This window comes from Variovorax sp. GW458-11-26-14-LB1 (assembly GCF_059423965.1).
The window spans coordinates 75,268-94,099 of record NZ_JBWKYW010000007.1 but is presented as its reverse complement, the minus strand read 5'-3'; the positions used below and the strand labels follow the sequence as shown (position 1 = coordinate 94,099).

The 18,832-nt window shown below is 69.9% G+C and carries 8 protein-coding genes; 3 read left to right on the top strand and 5 right to left on the bottom strand.

Annotation, left to right across the window (positions count from 1 at the left end):
• Positions 1-47 precede the first annotated feature (47 nt).
• The 3 genes from AC07YS_RS07375 to AC07YS_RS07365 all read right to left on the bottom strand — a co-directional run bounded on the left by AC07YS_RS07375 (position 48) and on the right by AC07YS_RS07365 (position 2,692).
• Positions 48-968, bottom strand: coding sequence for a dioxygenase family protein (locus tag AC07YS_RS07375; RefSeq protein ID WP_495267786.1), 921 nt, complete (start codon positions 966-968; stop codon positions 48-50).
• A gap of 91 nt (positions 969-1,059) precedes the next feature.
• Complete coding sequence (locus AC07YS_RS07370; protein ID WP_495267785.1) at positions 1,060-2,094, bottom strand: tripartite tricarboxylate transporter substrate binding protein; 1,035 nt, start codon at positions 2,092-2,094, stop codon at positions 1,060-1,062.
• 61 nt (positions 2,095-2,155) lie between these two features.
• Entirely contained in the window at positions 2,156-2,692 is a 537-nt protein-coding gene (locus tag AC07YS_RS07365) for a cupin domain-containing protein (protein ID WP_495267784.1), read from the bottom strand.
• A gap of 186 nt (positions 2,693-2,878) precedes the next feature.
• Here AC07YS_RS07365 and AC07YS_RS07360 point away from each other — a divergent pair, with 186 nt between their 5' ends.
• A complete protein-coding gene (locus tag AC07YS_RS07360; RefSeq protein WP_062472012.1) occupies positions 2,879-3,808 on the top strand; it encodes a LysR family transcriptional regulator in 930 nt (309 codons plus the stop codon).
• A gap of 38 nt (positions 3,809-3,846) precedes the next feature.
• Positions 3,847-4,251, top strand: a complete 405-nt coding sequence (locus AC07YS_RS07355; protein WP_492696731.1) for an OsmC family protein — start codon at positions 3,847-3,849, stop codon at positions 4,249-4,251.
• Between the two features lie 24 nt (positions 4,252-4,275).
• Here the strand turns inward: AC07YS_RS07355 and AC07YS_RS07350 are convergent, their stop codons facing one another.
• Together AC07YS_RS07350 and AC07YS_RS07345 are read right to left on the bottom strand one after the other, a co-directional pair.
• Positions 4,276-4,956 carry a GNAT family N-acetyltransferase gene (locus AC07YS_RS07350; RefSeq protein WP_495267783.1) on the bottom strand — a complete coding sequence of 227 codons (681 nt, stop codon included), beginning with the start codon at positions 4,954-4,956 and terminating at the stop codon, positions 4,276-4,278.
• A 140-nt stretch (positions 4,957-5,096) separates the two neighbouring features.
• Positions 5,097-5,495, bottom strand: a complete 399-nt coding sequence (locus AC07YS_RS07345; RefSeq protein ID WP_062472018.1) for a hypothetical protein — start codon at positions 5,493-5,495, stop codon at positions 5,097-5,099.
• A 1,083-nt stretch (positions 5,496-6,578) separates the two neighbouring features.
• On the opposite strand from AC07YS_RS07345, the gene AC07YS_RS07340 reads away from it, so the two are divergent.
• Positions 6,579-18,794 (top strand): cadherin-like domain-containing protein, encoded by a 12,216-nt coding sequence (locus AC07YS_RS07340; RefSeq protein WP_495267782.1) that lies wholly within the window; start codon positions 6,579-6,581, stop codon positions 18,792-18,794.
• Positions 18,795-18,832: the final 38 nt, after the last annotated feature.

The window sequence follows — 18,832 nt, the reverse complement described above, 5'->3', positions numbered from 1 at the left end:
ATGTCTCGTGGTGCGAAGTGAAGGGAAGGAAATGCGTGTGTGTGCGTTCAGGGCAGCGGGGGCGTGGGCAGGCGCGTTTCGCCGGGCTCCAGCCGCAGCTCGAAGTCGAGGTGGAAGTGGCCCGCGCTGTCGGGCTCGAAATCGCGCAGCAGCGAGCCCACCGCGCCGAAGGCCGCGTCGCTGTAGGCGTACGGATCGCGTGCATCGAAGATCTGCGTCGTCAGCACCTTGTGGCCCGGCGCGATGGCGATGAAGTGCAGGTGCGCCGGTCGCATGTGGCTGCGGTTCTGCAGTGCGAGCAGTTCGCCGCAGGGGCCGTCGGTGGGCACGCCGTAGCCCGAGGGCTGCACGCTCTCGAACCAGAAGCGGCCGTCGGCGTCGGTCTCGAAGACGGCGCGCAGGTTCATGTCTTCCTGCTCGGGGTCCTGGTTCTCATACAAGCCACTGGGCGCCGCCTGCCAGGTCTCGATGCGGGCGCCGGCAATGGGCGTGCCGTCCAGCGACAGCACGCGGCCTTTCACGTGCAGCGTCGCGCCGGCCGTGTCGTCGGTCGCAATGCGCACGCCGTTGGGCCGCACCGGCTGGTTTGCGCGCCAGAAGGGGCCGATGAGCGCCGGCTCGGTGCCGCCCGCGGCGAGCACGGCCTTGGCGTCCATCAGCAGCACCAGCGTGGCCATGCCGAGGATGTCGGCGAGCAGGATGCCTTCGTGCTTGCGCGGGCCCGTGGCCTGGCCGATGCGCACCATGAAGTCCAGGCCCTTGAAGAGCTCTTCATAGGTCAGCGTCACTTCCGAGGCGAAGGCGTGCAGGTGGCGGATCATCGCGTCGAGCACGGTGCGGGTGCGCGCGTCGCGCGTGCCCTGGTTGGCGTCCAGCACGGCCTGCAGCAGCGCCTGGGCATTGGCGGGGATTGAGCGGGGAGCGGGCGGTGCCTCGGTGTCCGTGGGGGTCTCGGCGACAGAAATCATGGAAGTCCTGGAGAGTGAAGAAAACGAAATCGGCACGGCGCGGCCCGGCACGCATCGGCGCACCGCTGTGGATGAAGGGGCGTGGCGCCGGTTAGTCGGCGCGGATGCGCGCGCGGGTGGCGACGGCGGTCCAGCGCGGCACGTCTTCGGCGACGCGCGCGGCGAGGTCGGCGGGCAGGCTCGCGACCGTCTCGAAGCCGAGGTCGCGCGTCTGGCGCTGCACCTCATCGAGCGCCAGGATGCGCCGCACCTCGGTGTGCAGCCGCTCGATGGCGGCCGTGGGTGTGCCCGCCGGCGCGAACAGCGCCTGCATGGTCTCGGAGCGGTAGCCGGCGAAGCCCGACTCCGCCACCGTCGGTACCTGCGGCAGCTCGGCCCAGCGCGCGCGACTGCCGACGGCCAGCACGCGCAGCGTGCCCGCCGCGATGTGGGCCTTGGCCGCCGGCAGTGCGGTCAATGCGCAATCGACCTGTCCGCCGAGCACGGCCTGCACGGCGGGGGCCGCGCCGTTGTAAGGCACGTGCAGCAGCTCGATGCCGGCGCGCTGCCACAGCAACTCACCGCCCAGGTGCACGCTGTTGCCCTTGCCGGGCGTCGAGTAGGTGAGCGCGCCCGGCCGGCGCTTGGCGGCGTCGATCAGGGCCGACAGGCTGGTGAGCGGGCTCGCGGCCGGCACCACGATCACGTCGGGTGAGCTGACGGCGAGCGACACCGGTGCGAACTGGCGCAGCGGGTCATACGGGGGCTTGTCGGCGAACAGGGCCGGGTTGGTCACGAAGGCGGACGACACCAGCAGCAGCGTCTGGCCGTCGGGCGCGGCGCGCGCCACCGAGGCGATGCCGATGTTGCCGCCGGCGCCCACGCGGTTGTCGACGAGCACGGGCTGGCCCAGCGCTTGTGCGAGCCGCACGCCCACGATGCGCGCGATGATGTCCGAGGTGCCGCCGGCGGCGAAGGGAACGACGATGCGCACGGGGCCCTTGGGGCTCCAGGCCGGCTGGGCGCGGACAAGGCCGGCGCCCAGCGCCGCGAGCGTCGCGGCGAGGGCGTGTCGCCGGTTCATGCCGTGCGCCACGCCGCATGTCGGTATGCGGCGTGACGCCTGGATGTCGTGGGGGATTGTCATTTTTTTGTCTCCTCGGGTGGTGCCTATGAGCCTTGCCCAGTTCGCGCGGTCGGCGCGGCGACTACTTGCTTTCTGGCGCCCTCTCCTTGATGTAGCCGTCGGTTCCGTAGACCAGGCCGGTGGCCTCTGCAGCCCTGACGACATCCTCGTGCCAGGCGATGCGCCCGCATTCTTCGTCGGTTCCACCGACGACCGAATACACCACCAGCGCGTGATCGTTCGGATTGCGGAAACCGCGCATCACGCCGATGGGGCACGAGATCACGTCCCACTGGTTGAGCATCACGGAGTACTGGCCCTTCTCGCCCCAGATGACCTCCATCTGCCCGTTCAGCGGACAGAAGACTTCCTCGGTCTTGTGTGCGTGAAGGCTGGCACCCTGGCCAACCGGGATTTCGATGAAGGTCACGCCGAAGCGGTGGTTGCCTGGAATTGCCGGCTGGACGCCTTTGTTCTCCAGGACGCCGCGGTTCATGATCTTGTAGATGTTTTTCTTCATCCCCGGCAGCCGGCTCTCGATGAAGGTCTCGCCGTAGGGCGCGACCTTGCCCCAGCGGGCGATGCGGGTGGATTCCATTTCCTGGAGGGTGGGGTCCATGTCTATTCCTTGATGCGATGAGGTTCGGATTCGTCGAAAAAGCAGCGGTTTACGTTCTGCGAGGCCCACTGTAGGCAACGGTCTTTCATGCGTCCATTACCATTTTTCGAGCGATTCGATAACATTTCGGTATGAGGTGTCCGGTGACCCTCGGCCGCTCTTGTGGCAACGACCTGGAATCCCCGCATGGACCTCAGACAGCTTCGGTATTTCGTGGTGCTCGCCACGCAGCAGCACTACGGCCGCGCCTCCGCCGTGCTGCATGTGGCGCAGCCGGCGCTGAGCCGGCAGATCCGCCTGCTCGAGGAAGAACTGGGCGTGCGCCTGTTCGAGCGCCACGCGCGCGGCGCGACGCCGACCGAGGAGGCCGTGTTCCTCATGGAGCGCGCGTCGTTCCTGCTGCGCTATGCCGAGCAGATGAAGCAGGACATGACGGCCCGCCAGCGCGACCCGCGCGGGCCAGTGGCCATCGGCCTGTCGCCCGCGCTCGCGCTGCTGCTTGCGGTGCCGCTGGCGCGCGCGGTGCGCGAGCAGTTCCCCGATGTGCGGCTGCGCATCGTCGAAGGCTTCTCGCAGTCGCTGCTGGGCATGCTGGAGCAGGGGGCGGTCGATGTCGCGATCCTCAACGGCCCGATGCAGCTGGCCAACGTGCTGGCCACGCCGCTCATGACCGAATCGCTGTGCCTCATCGGCCGCACCGACGACACGCGGCTGATGCGCATGACGAAGATCAAGCTGCCCCGGCTGGCCGGCCTGCCGCTGGTGATGACGGGCGTGTCCAAGTCGGGCGTGCGGCTCGAGCTCGAAGCGGCGGCGGCGCGCGCGGGGGTGGTGCTGAACCCGGTGGTCGAGGTCGAGACCTTGAGCGTGGCGGCCCGCCTGGTGGAAGAGGGCCTGGGCCTCACGGTCCACTTCGCGGCGGTGGTGCAGGACGAGATCGAGGCCGGCCGGCTGGTCGCGATTCCCATCGAGGGGCTGCGGCTGCGCCGCGTGCTGGCCCGCGCCTCCGACCGGCCGCCGTCGCGCGCGACGGAAGTGCTCATCGACATCCTGCGCGCCGTGGTGCAGGAGCGCGTGGATGCGGGGCGTTGGCCGCACGCGGTGCTCGATCGCTGAGCGCGCCAGAATGCTTCATCGCCAACAGGAGCACACCCATGGGCCACACCGCAACGATCGTCTCCACCGACGTCAATTTCAACCATCGCATCCAGGTCGGCAAGTTCCAGCTCGTGGCGGACGAGCCGGCATCGCTGGGCGGGCAGGGCGCGGGGCCGGCGCCCTATGACTACTACCTGGCCGCGCTGTCCGCCTGCACCGCGATCACGCTGCGGATGTACGCCCAACGCAAGGGCTGGGAGCTGGGCGAGTTCAAGGCCGAGCTGAGCTTTTCGAAAGACGCGGACGGCAAGGCGCACATCCACCGCGTGCTGCACGCCAGCGCACCGCTGACCGATGCGCAGTGGAGCCGGCTGCTCGAGGTGGTGGCCAACACGCCTGTCACGAAGACGATGCGCGAAGGCGCCGAGATCACGAGCGAGCGTGGGGTGGCGGCGGCCTGATTCGGGCCGCAGGCGCGGCGCCGCTCAGCGCCGAGAGATCACGCGAACCACCGGTTCGCTGTGCACGCGAAAACCCATGCGCTCGTAAATCCTCCGCGCGCTCGCGTTGCCCTGCATCACATGCAGCACCGGCACTTCGCCGCGCTGCATCTGCTGCGCCACCAGGCGCGTGACGAGGCGCTTCGCGTAGCCCTTGCCCTGCGCATCGGGGTGCGTGCAGACGCCGCTGATCTCGCGCAGCGTGCCGGCGGCCATGCGCTCGCCGGCCATTGCGACGAGACGGCCGTTGTCGTCGAAGCAGCCGAAGTACTCGCCGAGTTCGATGGTCCGCGTAGAGAAGGGCCCGGGGCGGGTGAGGGCGGCCAGAGCGAGCACCTGTTCGACATCGGCAGTGCCCAGTCGGACCACATCGGGAAGCGTGTCGGCCACGGGCACAGGCGCGTCCCAGATCATCTTCACGATGACCGATTCCATGTCGACCTGCCAGGTGGACGGCGCGGGGCCCGACCAGCCGATGGCATAGAAGTGTTCGTCCGGCGTGCAGAAGGGCAGCAGCGCGTCGAGGTCGGGGTGCAGTGCGTCGGCAAAGCCGACGATGGGGGAGAAGCCTGTGGCGTAGCGGCGTGCGGTCGATGTGCCGGCGGCAAAAGACGCATGCGGGCCCGAGAGGGCGTGCCAGGTGAGGTTGGTGAGGAGGTCTGTCATGGGAAGGATTCTTGCGGTCTGACAGGGACCGTTTTGCGCCGACCGTTGTTGTGGGGGCGGCGCCTCCTCGTCGAGGACGAGGAGGTGTGTGTCGCATTGCACGGCGAGGGCAACCTCGCCGGCGTCAGCGACTCAGTGCATCAGCACTTCATGGCCGTGGCTTGTGCGGCGAAGGCGTCGGAAGCGGCTTTGCAGGCGGCGCCGAGTTGGGCGGCGTTGGCGCCGTAGCTGGCCCAGGTGGCCTTGGTCTGCTCGAGGCTGCCCTTGAGCGCGTCGGCGGCTGCGCCGCTTTGCTTGCCCACGCAGGCGCTCACCTTGTCCAGGTACTCCTGGCATTCCTTGGGCACGTCGGCCGATGCCGTCGTGGTGGCTGCGGGCGCAGCAGCAGCCGGTGCGCTGGCGGCCGGTGCGGGTGCCGGCGTGGCCGGTGCGGTGGCAGCAGGTGCTGCGGGAGCGGCCGGCGCTGCGGGCGTGGACTCTTGCTTCGAGCAAGCGGTGATGGCGGCAGCCACGAAGATGAGTGCGAGCAGTTTGTTCATTTTTTCTTACATGAGCGAGTTGGATGATGTGCCACGCCTCGTGTCCTCCGGCGCGCAGTGCGCACACCAGGAACGCAAGATTCGGGGCCGGAACAGTATCACCGCGCCCTGTGCAACAGACCCCCGCGAAGGCAGGAATCGGGGGGCTGCAGATGCTCCAAAAACGTAACAATTATCTTTAATCGTTAAATATTGCCGGGTTAAGCATTCGAAGGTGCGCAGGCGTACGCAGGGGGCGCGATGGCCCGTCGAACCGGGTGCTTGACCGGTCTCGCATCTGCAAGCGGATGTTGTTGATTCTTTCGAATTACATCGAAGCTACGAGGCCGCGTGAAGTTTCCCGGGGGCGCGGCGCAGTCCATTTCCGGAGTCGACCGAGCGGCCTGCCGTGCCTCTTCGGCGGTCACGCACATGGTTACAACCCCGTGCCGCAGACCCGCTTGTCGCGGTGCGCGGCAGCCGGCAGGACATGGCCGGACGGGGCCCGGTTCCCGGTCGATCGAATTGCCGCCGGACCCTTGGGTTGTGCATTGCATCAATTAATTCTTATGGCAAAGGTTCTCATTGCCGGATGGCATGCACATCCTCTTTCAGTTGTGAATCGGCTGCGATGAATTGAGGCGTTGGCGCGCCATTCATGACGACCGAGTTCTTTGCCATCAAGGAATAGGGAATTCCCGCCCCGATTTTCTACGGAATCCCGTAGTTGAAAATTGGAAATAGATCGGGTAATTCAATCGGACGGAATTCATCAAAGGCTTCGATCGCCTGGCTGTCGAGGGAAGATCGCCTTGCACGGAGAGGAATACAGCGATGGATATGCCTTCCATATGAGCAAGTGAATGGATCGCGATGTGTTGGTAACAATTAATTTCAAATTGATGAGAAAAGCAAAGGAGGACGTTGTTTTTGCGATTTTTTGACGGTATTGGCTCGAAAAGATAGAACGTTAATAGTGGACACATTTGCATATTTGTCGTCACACTTTGAGCCATGCCAAGGTCTCAATCGCCCCAATTCCTTCGCCCACGCGCTCATCGATTTGCGCTGGAAAGCCGGCAGCTATTTGATGGCGCCGCTTTTGTGGAGGCCGCCGCGGCGGCACCGGCGGACGCGCCGCAGGGCCCGCACGGGGATGCGCCGCATGCCGCCGACGCGGCGGCGCCCGTTGCCGTGCCGCATGGGCGCGAAAGCACGCCCGAAGCGGACGCGCGAACCGCGCCTGGCCCGGCCCCGACCCCGGCCAGCGAGGTCTACGTCATCGACAAGAATGTTGCCAATTGGCAGCAGCTCGCCGCCTCGGTGCCGCAGGGCGCCGGCCTGATCCTGCTGGACACCGGCTCGTCCGGCGTCGAACAGCTGCGCCAGGCGCTCGAAGGGCGCAGCGGCCTCACGGCGCTGCACATCCTCAGCCACGGCAGCGCGGGCGAGATCACGCTGGGCAACGAAACCCTCGACGTCGCCGGCCTGGCGCGCTCGGCCGGCGCCTGGCAGGCGATCGGCGCGAGCCTGGGCGCGGACGGCGACATCCTGCTCTACGGGTGCGACGTGGGCGCCGACGGGCAACGCTTCGTGCAGGCCCTGGGCCGCGCCACGGGCGCCGACGTGGCGGCGTCGCTCGACGCGACCGGCGCCGCCTCGCGCCAGGGCGACTGGTCGCTCGAGGTCGCAACGGGATTCATCGAGTCGCGCGCCTTCGCCGCCGCCGACTACGACGGTCTGCTGGCCGCGCCCACCGTGTCGACGACCACGCCGCGCCTCACGGTCAGCGAACCCAGCTCGCTCAACGCGCCGGGCGCCGACCGCGCCACGCTCAGTGGCTGGACGCTCACCGACGACGGCGCGGGCAACGTCACGGTCGACGTGACCGTCGAGAACCCCGCGCTGGGCGCGCTGTCCAGCGCCAGCATGAGCGGCGTCACCACCGTGCCCGGTGGCTACCGCTTCGTCGGCAGCGTGGCCGACGCCAATGCCTGGATCAACCAGCTGGTGTTCACCGCCGCCGACACCGAGCTGGGCAACGCCACGGCCACCACGCGCATCCTGGTGTCGATCACCGATTCGGAAACGCCGGCGCTCACCGCCAACCGCGCGCTCGACGTGACGATCACGCCGTCGAACGACCCGACCACGGTGGCCGACGCGGCGCAGACGGTCTCCGAGGGTGGCACCACGCTGCTGACCGGCACCACGCTCGACGCCGTCGACCCCGAGGTCACGATCGGCTCGCAGAACACCGGCCAGATCGTCTACGGCATCGCGACCAACACCACGCACGGCTACCTCACGCTCAACGGCGAACGCATCGGCGTGGGCTCGGTCTTCACGCAGGCCGACGTGCTCGCGGGCCGCGTCGCCTACGTGCACACGGCCACCGGCGCGGACCAGAACCTGGCCGACAGCTTCGTCATCGTGGTCAACGACGGCGCCACGCCGCTGGCCGGCTCCGACCACGCCACCATCACGCTGAACGTCACGCCGCTGAACCAGCCGCCCGTGGTCTCGGGCGGGGGCAGCGTGTTCGAAGGGCAGCCGCCCAACGCCATCGACCCCGGCGGCAACCCGGCCTCGGTGGTGGGCAACTTCATCGTCGCCGACGGCGGCGGCGACGATGCCAGCGGCGACCTCACGGTGCGGCTGACCAGCCTGCCCACCGACGGCACGCTGTACTTCACCGGCACGGTGCTGATCGGCGGCGTGCCCCAGAACGTCACCAACCGCGCGATCACGCAGGCCGACATCGACGCCGGCTTCGTGTTCGGCTATGACGACCGCGGCGGCCTCACCTACGGCAACAACGGCCAGCGCGACAACAACGGGCAGAGCTACCCGTTCACCGACGGCTTCGGCGTCACGGTGAGCGATGCCGGCGGCGGCACGGGCACGCCGTCGTCCACCTCGGGCACCATCGCCATCAACGTGCGCCCGGCCAACGACGACCCGGTGCTCGACCCCGGCAGCACGCTCGAGGCGACCGTGGACCCGGCGGGCGGCGGCTACACCGTGACGCTCACGCCCGGCATGCTCGGCGCGACCGACGTCGATTCGAGCGACGACAACCTGACCTTTGCCGTCACCTCGATGAACGGCCTGAACCAGGGCTACCTGCTGCTCGACGGCAAGATCCTGCCGCCGGGCGGCACCTTCACCATGGAAGACGTGCGCTCGGGCCGCGTGCAGTACGTGCAGACGCAGGGCGCGGCGGCGGGCGACACCGACACCTTCAGCTTCCAGGTGGTCGACAACACGCTTGGGCCCACCTGGGACGCGAACGGCAACACCGTGATCCGCGAAGGCGCCGACCGCAACCCCGACGGCACGCTGAAGACCTACGAGTTCACGATCAACCTCGTCGAAACCCCGGCGGGCAACGGCGATCCGCTGCAGACCATCGACGGCACCGTCACCACCTCGGGCTCCAACCACGCGGGCACCGACCAGAACGGCGCCACGCGCGGCACGCTCAGCGAAGGCGGCTCGGTGGTGCTGGGCGGCACCGGCTCCGACTTCAACACCGTGCCGGGCCTGAGCTACGTGGTCGAAGGCGTGCCGCCGTCGCAGGTGATCTACACGGTCACCGACTACACCGGCACCACCGGGCCCGTGCGCAACGGCGTGCTGCAGCGCTTCGACGGTGCGGCCTGGGTCGACATCGACACCTACGAGACCTTCACGCAGGAAGACCTGAACGCCGGGCGCATCCGCTTCCAGCACGACGGCGACGTGGAAGACTTCGAGTCGGCCGTGTCGCTCTCGGTGACGGCCGGTGTCGCCGTCGGCGGCGTGCGCAACGTCTGGAACACCAGCTTCTCGTTCTTCATCACGCCGGTCAACGACGTGCCCGTGGCCACCGGTTCGTCGAACACGGTCATCCGCGAAGGCGAGACCGCCTACCTCACGACCGGCCAGATCCGCGTCGTCGATGCCGACGACGCCGCGAGCGAAAGCTACCTCGAAGGCTCGGCCACGCTGCTGAACGGCGACCCGAACTACGCCTTCAACAACGCCGGCAGCGGGCCGGGCGCGATGCAGTTCGAGTTCGACAGCCTGCCCACCGGCGGCCAGCTGCAGTACTGGAACGGCGCCGCCTGGGTGGCCGTGGCCGTGGGGCAGCGCATCGACGCCTCGCTCATCACCGGCAGCGCCGGCACCACGGGCCTGCGCTTCGTGAGCGACGGTTCCGAAGTGCGCACCACCCAGTTCAACGTGCATGCCGTGGACCGCTGGGGCGCCGCGTCGAACCCCGTCACCGTCGGCATCCAGATCACCAACGTCAACGACGCGCCGGTGATCGCGCCCGACCCGACGCAGCCCGACCCGCCCGGCACCGCCAACCAGCCGCTGACCGTGGCCGAGGGCGGGCGCGGCCAGATCACGCCGGGCATGCTCAGGGCCTTCGACCCCGACAGCACGCTCACGCAGCTGCAGTACACGATCACCTCCGTCACCACGCACGGGCGCATCATGTACTCGACCGACGGCGTCAACTTCGTGGCGCTGGGCGTGGGCTCCTCGTTCACGCAGGCCGACGTGAACGCCGGGCGCATCTACTATTTCAATTCGGGCGACGAATCCGACGGCCACACCGAAGCCAACGGCGATCCGCCGAGCGACCGCTTCACCTTCACGCTGAGCGACGGCGACAAGGAACAGACCGGCGGCCAGTTCTGGATCTACGTCACGCCGCTGAACGACGCGCCCACGGTGACCGCGCCGGCCGGCCCGATCGACATCGACAGCAGCAACCCGGCGCACAACCCCGTGCCCGGCTTCCATGTGGGCGACACCGACCTGGACGCGGTGATCCAGGGCGAGACCGACTTCGTCCAGGTGACGGTGCGGCTGCTGGACGCCAACGGCAACCCGCTGAATGCCGCGGCCTACGCGGGCGCCACCATCGGCTCGACCTCGATGGGCGGCGTGACCGTCGACGCCGACAAGAACGGCAGCGGCGACTTCCTCACGCTGCGCGGCACGCGCGCCCAGGTGAACGCCGCGCTCGCCGGCCTGACGCTCACCTTCGACACCGACCGCGACCAGGCCTACCGGCTGCAGGTGATCGTCGACGACCGCCTGCGCGACACCGCCACCGGCGTGCTGCAGCCCGGCGCCAACGGCGGTCCGCAGAACGAGCCGAGCGTGCCGGGCGGGCCGAACATCGCGATCCCGACCACCGAGTACGACTGGTACGCCGACACGGTGCCCACCACCGGCGACATCACGGGCAACCTCGCGGCCGCCTCGGTGCTGGTGCGCGCGTCGAGCGAGAACGACCCGGGCGTGCTGGTCGTGCCGCCCGTGCACACGGTCTATGAAGACCAGCCGACCTACATCGGCACGGGCTTCGTGGTGTCCGACCCCGAATCGGCCGCCTTCGGCACGCCCATCACGCTGCGGCTGACCGTGCCCAACGGCACGCTGGGCATCGGCGGCACCGGCGGGCAGACGAGCTTCACGCTGCCCAGCGGGCGCGTCGTGACCATCGCCGGCGACAACACCGGCGCGCTCACGCTCACCGGGCGCGCCAGCGACATCCAGGAGCTGATCACCAGCGGCGCCGCCACGGGCCTGACCTACCGCAGCGCCACCCACGTCAACCACGACCTCAACGGCGCCGACGCCGGCGACGTGACGCTCACCGTGTCCTTCGACGACACCGGCTCGCAGATCGGCGGCGACACCGGCGGCGGCAGCGTGTCGAACAACCCGCCCGACATGACGATGGCGCTGACCATCGTGGCGGTCAACGACGCGCCGACGGCCGGGCTCACACCGGGCACCAACCCGAACACGCCGCTGTACCTGACGGGCGGCAACGCGCCGTCGGCCGTGCCGGGCTTCGTCGTGCGCGACCTGGACATCGACGGCGACGGCGGCGGCATCGCGCCCGGCGAAGCCGATTTCCTGCAGGTCACCGTGCGCATCACCAACGGCACGGGCGCGCCGCTGGGCGCGGTGCAGTACACGGACGGCGGCAGCGACGCCATCACCATCACCTCGAGCAATGCAGCCGGCTCGGGCGTGACCATCGACAGCACCTACGACGGCACCGGCAGCGCGCTCGTCATCCGCGGCACGCGCGCGCAGGTGCAGGCCTACCTCGACGGCCTGCAGGTGGCGCTGGGCGGCAGCCTGGCCAACACCGACCAGACCTACCGCGTGCAGGTCATCGCGGACGACCGCCTGCGCGAGAACAGCAGCGGCGCGCTGGCGGGCGGCGCCAACGGCGGCGAGAACAACAACGCGAGCGGCGGCACGGTGGCGGTGCCCACCACCAACGTCAACCCCTACGCGCTGATCCCCGCGGGGCTGACGGCCAACGTGGCCTCGGCCTACCGCACGCTGTTCCCGTCGTCGATCAACGACCCGGCCCACATCGCGGCCGGCAACCCGACGGTGGACGAGGGCAACGGCAGCGTCATGCTGACCGGCCTCACGGTCACCGACCAGGACGCGGCCGCCACCGACGTGCTGACGGCCACGGTGTCGGTGCCCCCCGGCTTCGTCATCAACGGCGTGGGCGGCAGCGGCGGCACGGTCGGCCCGTTGGGCGGCGCCAGCATCACCATCACCGGCACGCTGGCGCAGATCAACAGCCGCATCAACGCCATCTCGATCGCGCTGCCCGACGCCCCCGGCGCCGCGCTGCCGGCCGACTGGAACGGCGCCTTCACCGTGACCGTGGTGGTCAACGACGAGGGCCACACCGGCGGGCGTCCGGGCAGCCTGGCGCCCGGCGACAACAGCACGACCGGCACCTTCGCCTACGCGGACGGGGTCAGCAACCACCTCGTCACCACGCGCACCTTCGTCTTCACGGTCGCGCCGGTCAACGATGCGCCGGTGGTGGTGGGCGGCACCACCCAGACGCTGCCGAACGTCACCGAAGACGTGGGCAACAACGCGGCCGGCACCCCCGTGGGCACCCTGTTCGGCTCGCACTTCGACGACGGCGCCGACCTGATCGACAACAGCGGCAACGGTGGCACCGGCGGCAGTTCGTCCGACACCTTCTTCGGCGTCGCGATCACGGGCCACGTCCCGGACCCCGCGCAGGGGGCCTGGCAGTACTCGCTGGACAACGGCACCACCTGGATTCCCGTCGGCGCACGCACCGACGGCACCGCCCTGGTGCTGGCCGCCGACGCGCAGCTGCGCTTCGTGCCGGCCGCCAACTTCCACGGCACGCCCACCACGCTGACCGTGCGGCTGGTCGAGACCGACACCAACAACGACAGCGCCACGGCCGATCCCATCTCGGGCTCGACGGTCAACGTGGCGGGTGCCAACAATGGCGGCACCACCGTCTACAGCGCCGGCACCATCGTGCTCAGCACCACGGTGATCAACGTGAACGACCGGCCGACGGCGACCGATGCGACCGTGCCCGCCGGCGTCGAGGACGTGACGGGTGCCGGCGTGCGCGTCGACACGCTGCTGGGCGGCGGCTACGGCGACGCGACCGACAACCAGACGGCCATCAGCGGCGGCGGCGATGCATCGACCTCGTTCGGCGGCATCGCCATCGTGGGCAACAACGCCAATGCCGTGCAGGGCGCGTGGGAGTACAGCCTGAACGGCACCGACTGGCTCGCCGTGCCGACGGGCGCCTCCGACACCAGCGCCTTGCTGCTGCCCACCAGCGCGCAGCTGCGCTTCGTGCCGGCGGCCGACTTCAACGGCACGCCCGGCGGGCTGGTCGTGCGCGTGTCCGATGCGCCGGTGGCGGCGGGCAGCGGCGACATCAGCGCCACCGTCAACGACGCCACCAGCCAGTGGTCGGTGCTGCGCGACGTGTCGACCACCATCGCGCCGCGCAACGACGCGCCCGTGATCGGCGGCACCACCGGCGCGACCGCGGTGGAGAACAACCAGACCGGCACCGGCGTCAGCATTCCGCCCGTGGCGCTGGTCAGCGGCGGCACGGTCGGCGACCTCGACCTGGCGACCACGCCCGGCCTGGCCGCGGGCGTGTTCGGCGCGGGCTCGCTCACCGTGAGCCTGGACGGCTACCAGCCGGGCGACCAGCTGTTCGTCAACGGCGCGCTGCCCGCGGGCGTCAGCGTCTCGGGCGGCAACGGCGCGCCGCTGGTGGTGCAGTTCGACGCCGACACCACCGTGGCCGAGGTGCAGGCGGTGCTCGACCAGCTGTCCTACCGCAGCAGCAGCGATAACCCGACGGCGTTCGGCACCGACAACGAGCGCGTCTACACCATCGTGCTCAACGACGGCAACAACGTGCAGCCTGGCGGCAACGCGGGCGGCCCGCAGCCGCTGAACAGCAACGTGCTCACCGGCACACTGAACATCACGGCCGTGAACGACCCGCCGAAGGCGGTCGACGACACGCACAGCATCGACGAAGACACGCCCTCGGTGGGCAGCAACGTCATCAGCGGCCGCATTCCCGGCGAGGCCGACCACGACCCCGACAGCACCACGCTCACGGTCACCAGCATCCGCACCGGCCCCGAGGCCGGCGCCGGCACGGCCGGCACGCTGGGCAGCGCGCTCACCGGCACCCACGGCAGCATCGTGCTGAACGCCGATGGCAGCTACACCTACACGCTGGACAACAGCGACCCGCGCGTGCAGGCGCTGATCGCCGGCGAGACGCTCACCGACCTGTTCACCTACGCCATCTCCGACGGCGCGGGCGGCACCGACATCGCGCAGATCACCATCACGATCCGCGGCGCCAGCAACGACGTGCCGGGCATCACGGTGACCGACGCCAACGGCAACGCGACCGGCCAGGTGACGGTGCACGAGTCGGGCCTGACGAGCGTGGGCGACACCAGCGAGACAGCGGGCGCCGGCTTCAACATCGCGGCGGCCGACGGCGTGGCGAGCATCAACGTCGGCGGCACGATGGTGACGCTGGCGCAGCTGCAGGCACTCACGCCGGGCGCACCGATCACGATCAACACGCCCGACGGCCAGATCCGCCTCACGGGCTTCAGCGGCACCACGCTGCCCAACGGCGTCGTGACCGGCGGTACGGTCAGCTACACCTACACGCTGACCTCGGCGCAGAACCACAGCGCGGGCGAAGTGACCGAGGCGGTGGCGCTGAGCGTGACCGACCGCGACGGCGACGTGGCCAGCGGCACGCTCACGGTGCTGATCGTGAACGACGTGCCCACCGCGAATCCCGACACGAACAGCGTCACCGAAGACGCCGCGCCGAACACCACGACCGGCAACGTGAAGACCAACGACCGCGAGGGCGCGGACACGGCCGTGCCGGTGACGGGCGTGAGCTTCGGCGGCACGGCAGGCACGGTCGGCAGCGCGCTGGACACGGAATACGGTGCCATCGTGCTGAACGCCGACGGCAGCTACAGCTACACGCTGGACAACAGCGACCCGCGCGTCAACGCGCTGAAGGACGGCGAGACGCTCACGGACACGGTGAGCTACACCCTCACCGACGCGGACGGCGACACCTCGACCACCACGCTGACGATCACCATCCACGGCCACTCCGACGCCAGCCCCGAGATCGTGCCGGTGGACGGCAACGGCGCGGCCACGGGCCAGACCGAGGTCTACGAGCGTGGGCTGGTCGACGGCCCGGCCGGCCCCGATGCACGCGAGAACGGCAGCGGCGTCGTCACGGTGTCGGCGGCCGACGGCCTGCAGACCGTCACCGTGGGCGGTCGCACGCTGACGCTGGCCGAGCTGGCCAACCTGGGCACCACGCCGGTCGTCATCACAACGCCGCTGGGCACGCTCACGCTGACGGGCTTCACGGCCACCACCTCGGTGGGTGGCGTGCCCACGGCGGGCAACCTGGCCTACACCTACACGCTGCGCGCGCAGGTGGCGCAGCCGGGCGCGACCGAGAGCACCGAAGCCATCGCCCTGCAGGTGACCGACGCCGGCGGCGCCACGGCCACGGGCACGCTCACCGTGCGCATCGTGGACGACGTGCCGCAGGCCACCGACGACGCGGCCGCCATCACCGAAGACGCCGCGCCGAACACGGTGTCGGGCAACGTGGCGACCAACGACACCATCGGCGCGGACGACCGCAACGTCGCGCCGGTGACGGGCGTGAGCTTCGGCGGCGCGGCCGGCACGGTGGGCGCGTCGATCACGACCACGTATGGCGCCATCGTGCTGAACGCCGACGGCAGCTACACCTACACGCTGAACAACGCCGACCCGCGCGTGCAGGCGCTGTCGGTGGGCGAGATGCTGACCGAGCAGGTGCGCTACACGATCACCGATGCCGACGGCGACACCAGCACCGCCACGCTCACGATCACCATCCGCGGCGCCAACGACCTGCCGGGCATCGCCGTCACCGACGCCAACGGCGCGGCGACCGGGCAGGTCACGGTGTTCGAGTCGGGCCTGGTGAGCATCACCGACACGGGCGAGCGCGCCGCCAGCAGCTTCAACATCACCGCGGCGGACGGCGTGGCGAGCATCAACGTCGGCGGCACGGTGGTGACGCTGGCGCAGCTGCAGGCGCTCACGCCGGGCGCACCGATCACGATCACCACGCCCGACGGCCAGATTCAGCTGACGGGCTTCAGCGGCACCACGCTGTCCAACGGCATCGTGACCGGCGGCGCGGTCAGCTACACCTACGTGCTGGGCGCGCCGCAGAGCCACCGCTCCGGCGGTGTGCTGACCGAAGTGACCGAGCAGATCGCGCTGTCGGTGACCGACCGCGACGGCGACGTGGCCAACGGCACGCTCACCGTGCTCATCGTCAACGACACGCCGCAGGCCACCGACGACGCGGCCGCCATCACCGAGGACGCGGTGCCCGACACGGTGAGCGGCAACGTGAAGGCCAACGACCGCGACGGCGCGGACAACGGCAACGGCGTGCCGGTGACGGGCGTGAGCTTCGGCGGCGCGGCCGGCACGGTGGGCGTGTCGCTCACGACCACGTACGGCGCCATCGTGCTGAACGCCGACGGCAGCTACACCTACACGCTGGACAACGACAACGCCGCCGTCAACGCGCTCAAGACCAACGAGCAGCTGACCGAGACGGTGCGCTACACGATCACCGATGCCGACGGCGACACCAGCACCGCCACGCTGACGATCACCATCCACGGCCGCCTGGACGGTGACCCGGCCATCGGCGCCGTGGACGGCAACGGCGCGGCCACGGGGCAGGCCGAGGTGCACGAGCGCGGGCTGGTCGACGGCATCGGCGGCCCCGACACCCGCGAGATCACCACCGGCACCATCGTGGTCTCGGCGAGCGACGGCATGCGCAGCGTCACCGTGGGCAACCGCACGCTGACGCTGGCCGAGCTGGCGAACCTGGGCACGACGCCGGTCACCATCGACACGCCGCGTGGCACGCTGGTGCTCACCGGCTTCACACCCACCAGTTCGGTGGGCGGCGTGCCGACGACGGGCGAGCTGGCCTACACCTACACGCTGGACGGGCAGGTGGCGCAGCCGAACGCCACCGAGAGCACGGAAGACATCGCGCTGCTCGTGACCGACGCCGGCGGCGACACGGCCACGGGCACGCTCACCGTGCGCATCGTGGACGACGTGCCCGAGGCCGTGAACGACACCAACGCCATCACCGAGGACGGCGCGCCGAACACGGTGGGCGGCGACGTGAAGGCCAACGACACCATCGGCGCCGACGACGCCAACGGCGTGCCGGTGACGGGCGTGAGCTTCGGCGGCGTGGCCGGCACGGTGGGCGTGCCGATCACCACCACCTACGGCCGCATCGTGCTGAACGCCGACGGCAGCTACACCTACACGCTGAACAACGCCGACCCGCGCGTGCAGGCGCTGGTCGTGGGCGACACGCTGACCGAGGTGGTGAGCTACACGCTCACCGACAACGACGGCGACACCAGCACCGCCACGCTGACCCTCACCATCCACGGCGCCAACGACGGCGTGACGCTGGTGATCGGCGACAACAACGGCCCCGACACGGCCGGGCAGGCCACCGTGTACGAGCGCGGCCTGGTCGAGCCGGGCGACGCGAGCGAGACCGTCTCGGGCAGCTTTTTCGTCACGGCGCCCGACGGCCTGGGCAGCATCGCGGTGCACGGCGTCACGCTCACGCCGGCGCAGCTGGCCGCGCTCGGCACGAGCCCGGTCACCGTCGCCACCGACCGCGGGCGCATCACGCTCACCGGCTTCGATGCGGCCACGGGCACCGTGCGCTACACCTACGTGCTGGGCGCCGCGCAGAGCCATGCGGGCGGGCAGGTCACCGACGACATCGCGCTGCAGGTGACCGACCGCGACGGCGACACCACGCAAGGCACGTTGCGTGTACTGGTGATCGACGACGTGCCCACGGCACGCAACGACGCCACCGCCATCGGCACCACGCGCCCCGGCGCCACGGCGACCGGCAACGTGTTCGGCGGCGACGGCATGGGCGCGAACGACGTGGCCGACCGCCTCGGCGCCGACCGCACGCCGACGCCGGTCACGGGTGTTTCTTTCGAGGGCGTGGCCGGCACCATCGGCGGATCGACGGCGGGTCGCTACGGCAACCTGCGCCTGAACGCCGACGGCAGCTACAGCTATTCGGTGAACGCCAGCAATGTGCGCGTGGCCTCGCTGGGCGACGGCCAGACGCTGACCGAGGTGTTCGACTACGTCATCACCGACGCCGACGGCAGCACCAGCACGGCGAAGCTGGTCGTCACCATCAACGGCACCTCGCAGCACCGGCCGCTCACGGGCGACCAGGTGTTCCCGGCGGACTTCGGCGACACCAGCCGCCGCATCGACCAGTCGATGACGCCGGCGCTGTTCGTGCAGATCGCGGTGCAGGAGTCGCAGCGCCTGAGCCAGACGCTGTCGGGCGCGATCGCCGCGCGCGCGCTGGGCGGCGACCGCATCTTCGGCGAGGACCGTCCCACCGACCTGTGGGGCGAGCCGCAAGGCGTGGACTATGCCGACCACGTGAGCCGCGACGGCGTGTCGTTCTCGCTGCGCATGATCCGCGACGTGGAGCAGACGCTGGCGCTGCGCGGTGTCACGGCCGGCAAGCTGGTCGACGGCGCGAGCCCGCTGTTCGGCGATTTCGACAGCTTCTCGGCGCCGCAACAGCCGCCGCCCCCCGAAGCGCCCGAAGCACCCGCGCGCGACGGCGGGCGCATCGTGGTGCCGCGCGCCGATGCGGCACCGGCAGCCGGTGCCGCCGCGCCGGTGGCCACCGACACGGCGCGCTCGTTCTCCAGCCGCGTGGCCGCGGCCGCCGCGGAGCGCGACGCGGTGCGCGACCTGCTGCGGCATCCGCAGCGCGCCACGCCCACCGTGCGCGTGCCCACGAGTTGATCGACGCAGAGAAAAACGCCGGAGCCATCGAACCATGT

Coding starts and splice junctions, on each gene's coding strand:
- AC07YS_RS07375 (WP_495267786.1), bottom strand. CDS start 968: ATGATTTCTGTCGCCGAGACCCCCACGGACACCGAGGCACCGCCCGCT.
- AC07YS_RS07370 (WP_495267785.1), bottom strand. CDS start 2,094: ATGACAATCCCCCACGACATCCAGGCGTCACGCCGCATACCGACATGC.
- AC07YS_RS07365 (WP_495267784.1), bottom strand. CDS start 2,692: ATGGACCCCACCCTCCAGGAAATGGAATCCACCCGCATCGCCCGCTGG.
- AC07YS_RS07360 (WP_062472012.1), top strand. CDS start 2,879: ATGGACCTCAGACAGCTTCGGTATTTCGTGGTGCTCGCCACGCAGCAG.
- AC07YS_RS07355 (WP_492696731.1), top strand. CDS start 3,847: ATGGGCCACACCGCAACGATCGTCTCCACCGACGTCAATTTCAACCAT.
- AC07YS_RS07350 (WP_495267783.1), bottom strand. CDS start 4,956: ATGACAGACCTCCTCACCAACCTCACCTGGCACGCCCTCTCGGGCCCG.
- AC07YS_RS07345 (WP_062472018.1), bottom strand. CDS start 5,495: ATGAACAAACTGCTCGCACTCATCTTCGTGGCTGCCGCCATCACCGCT.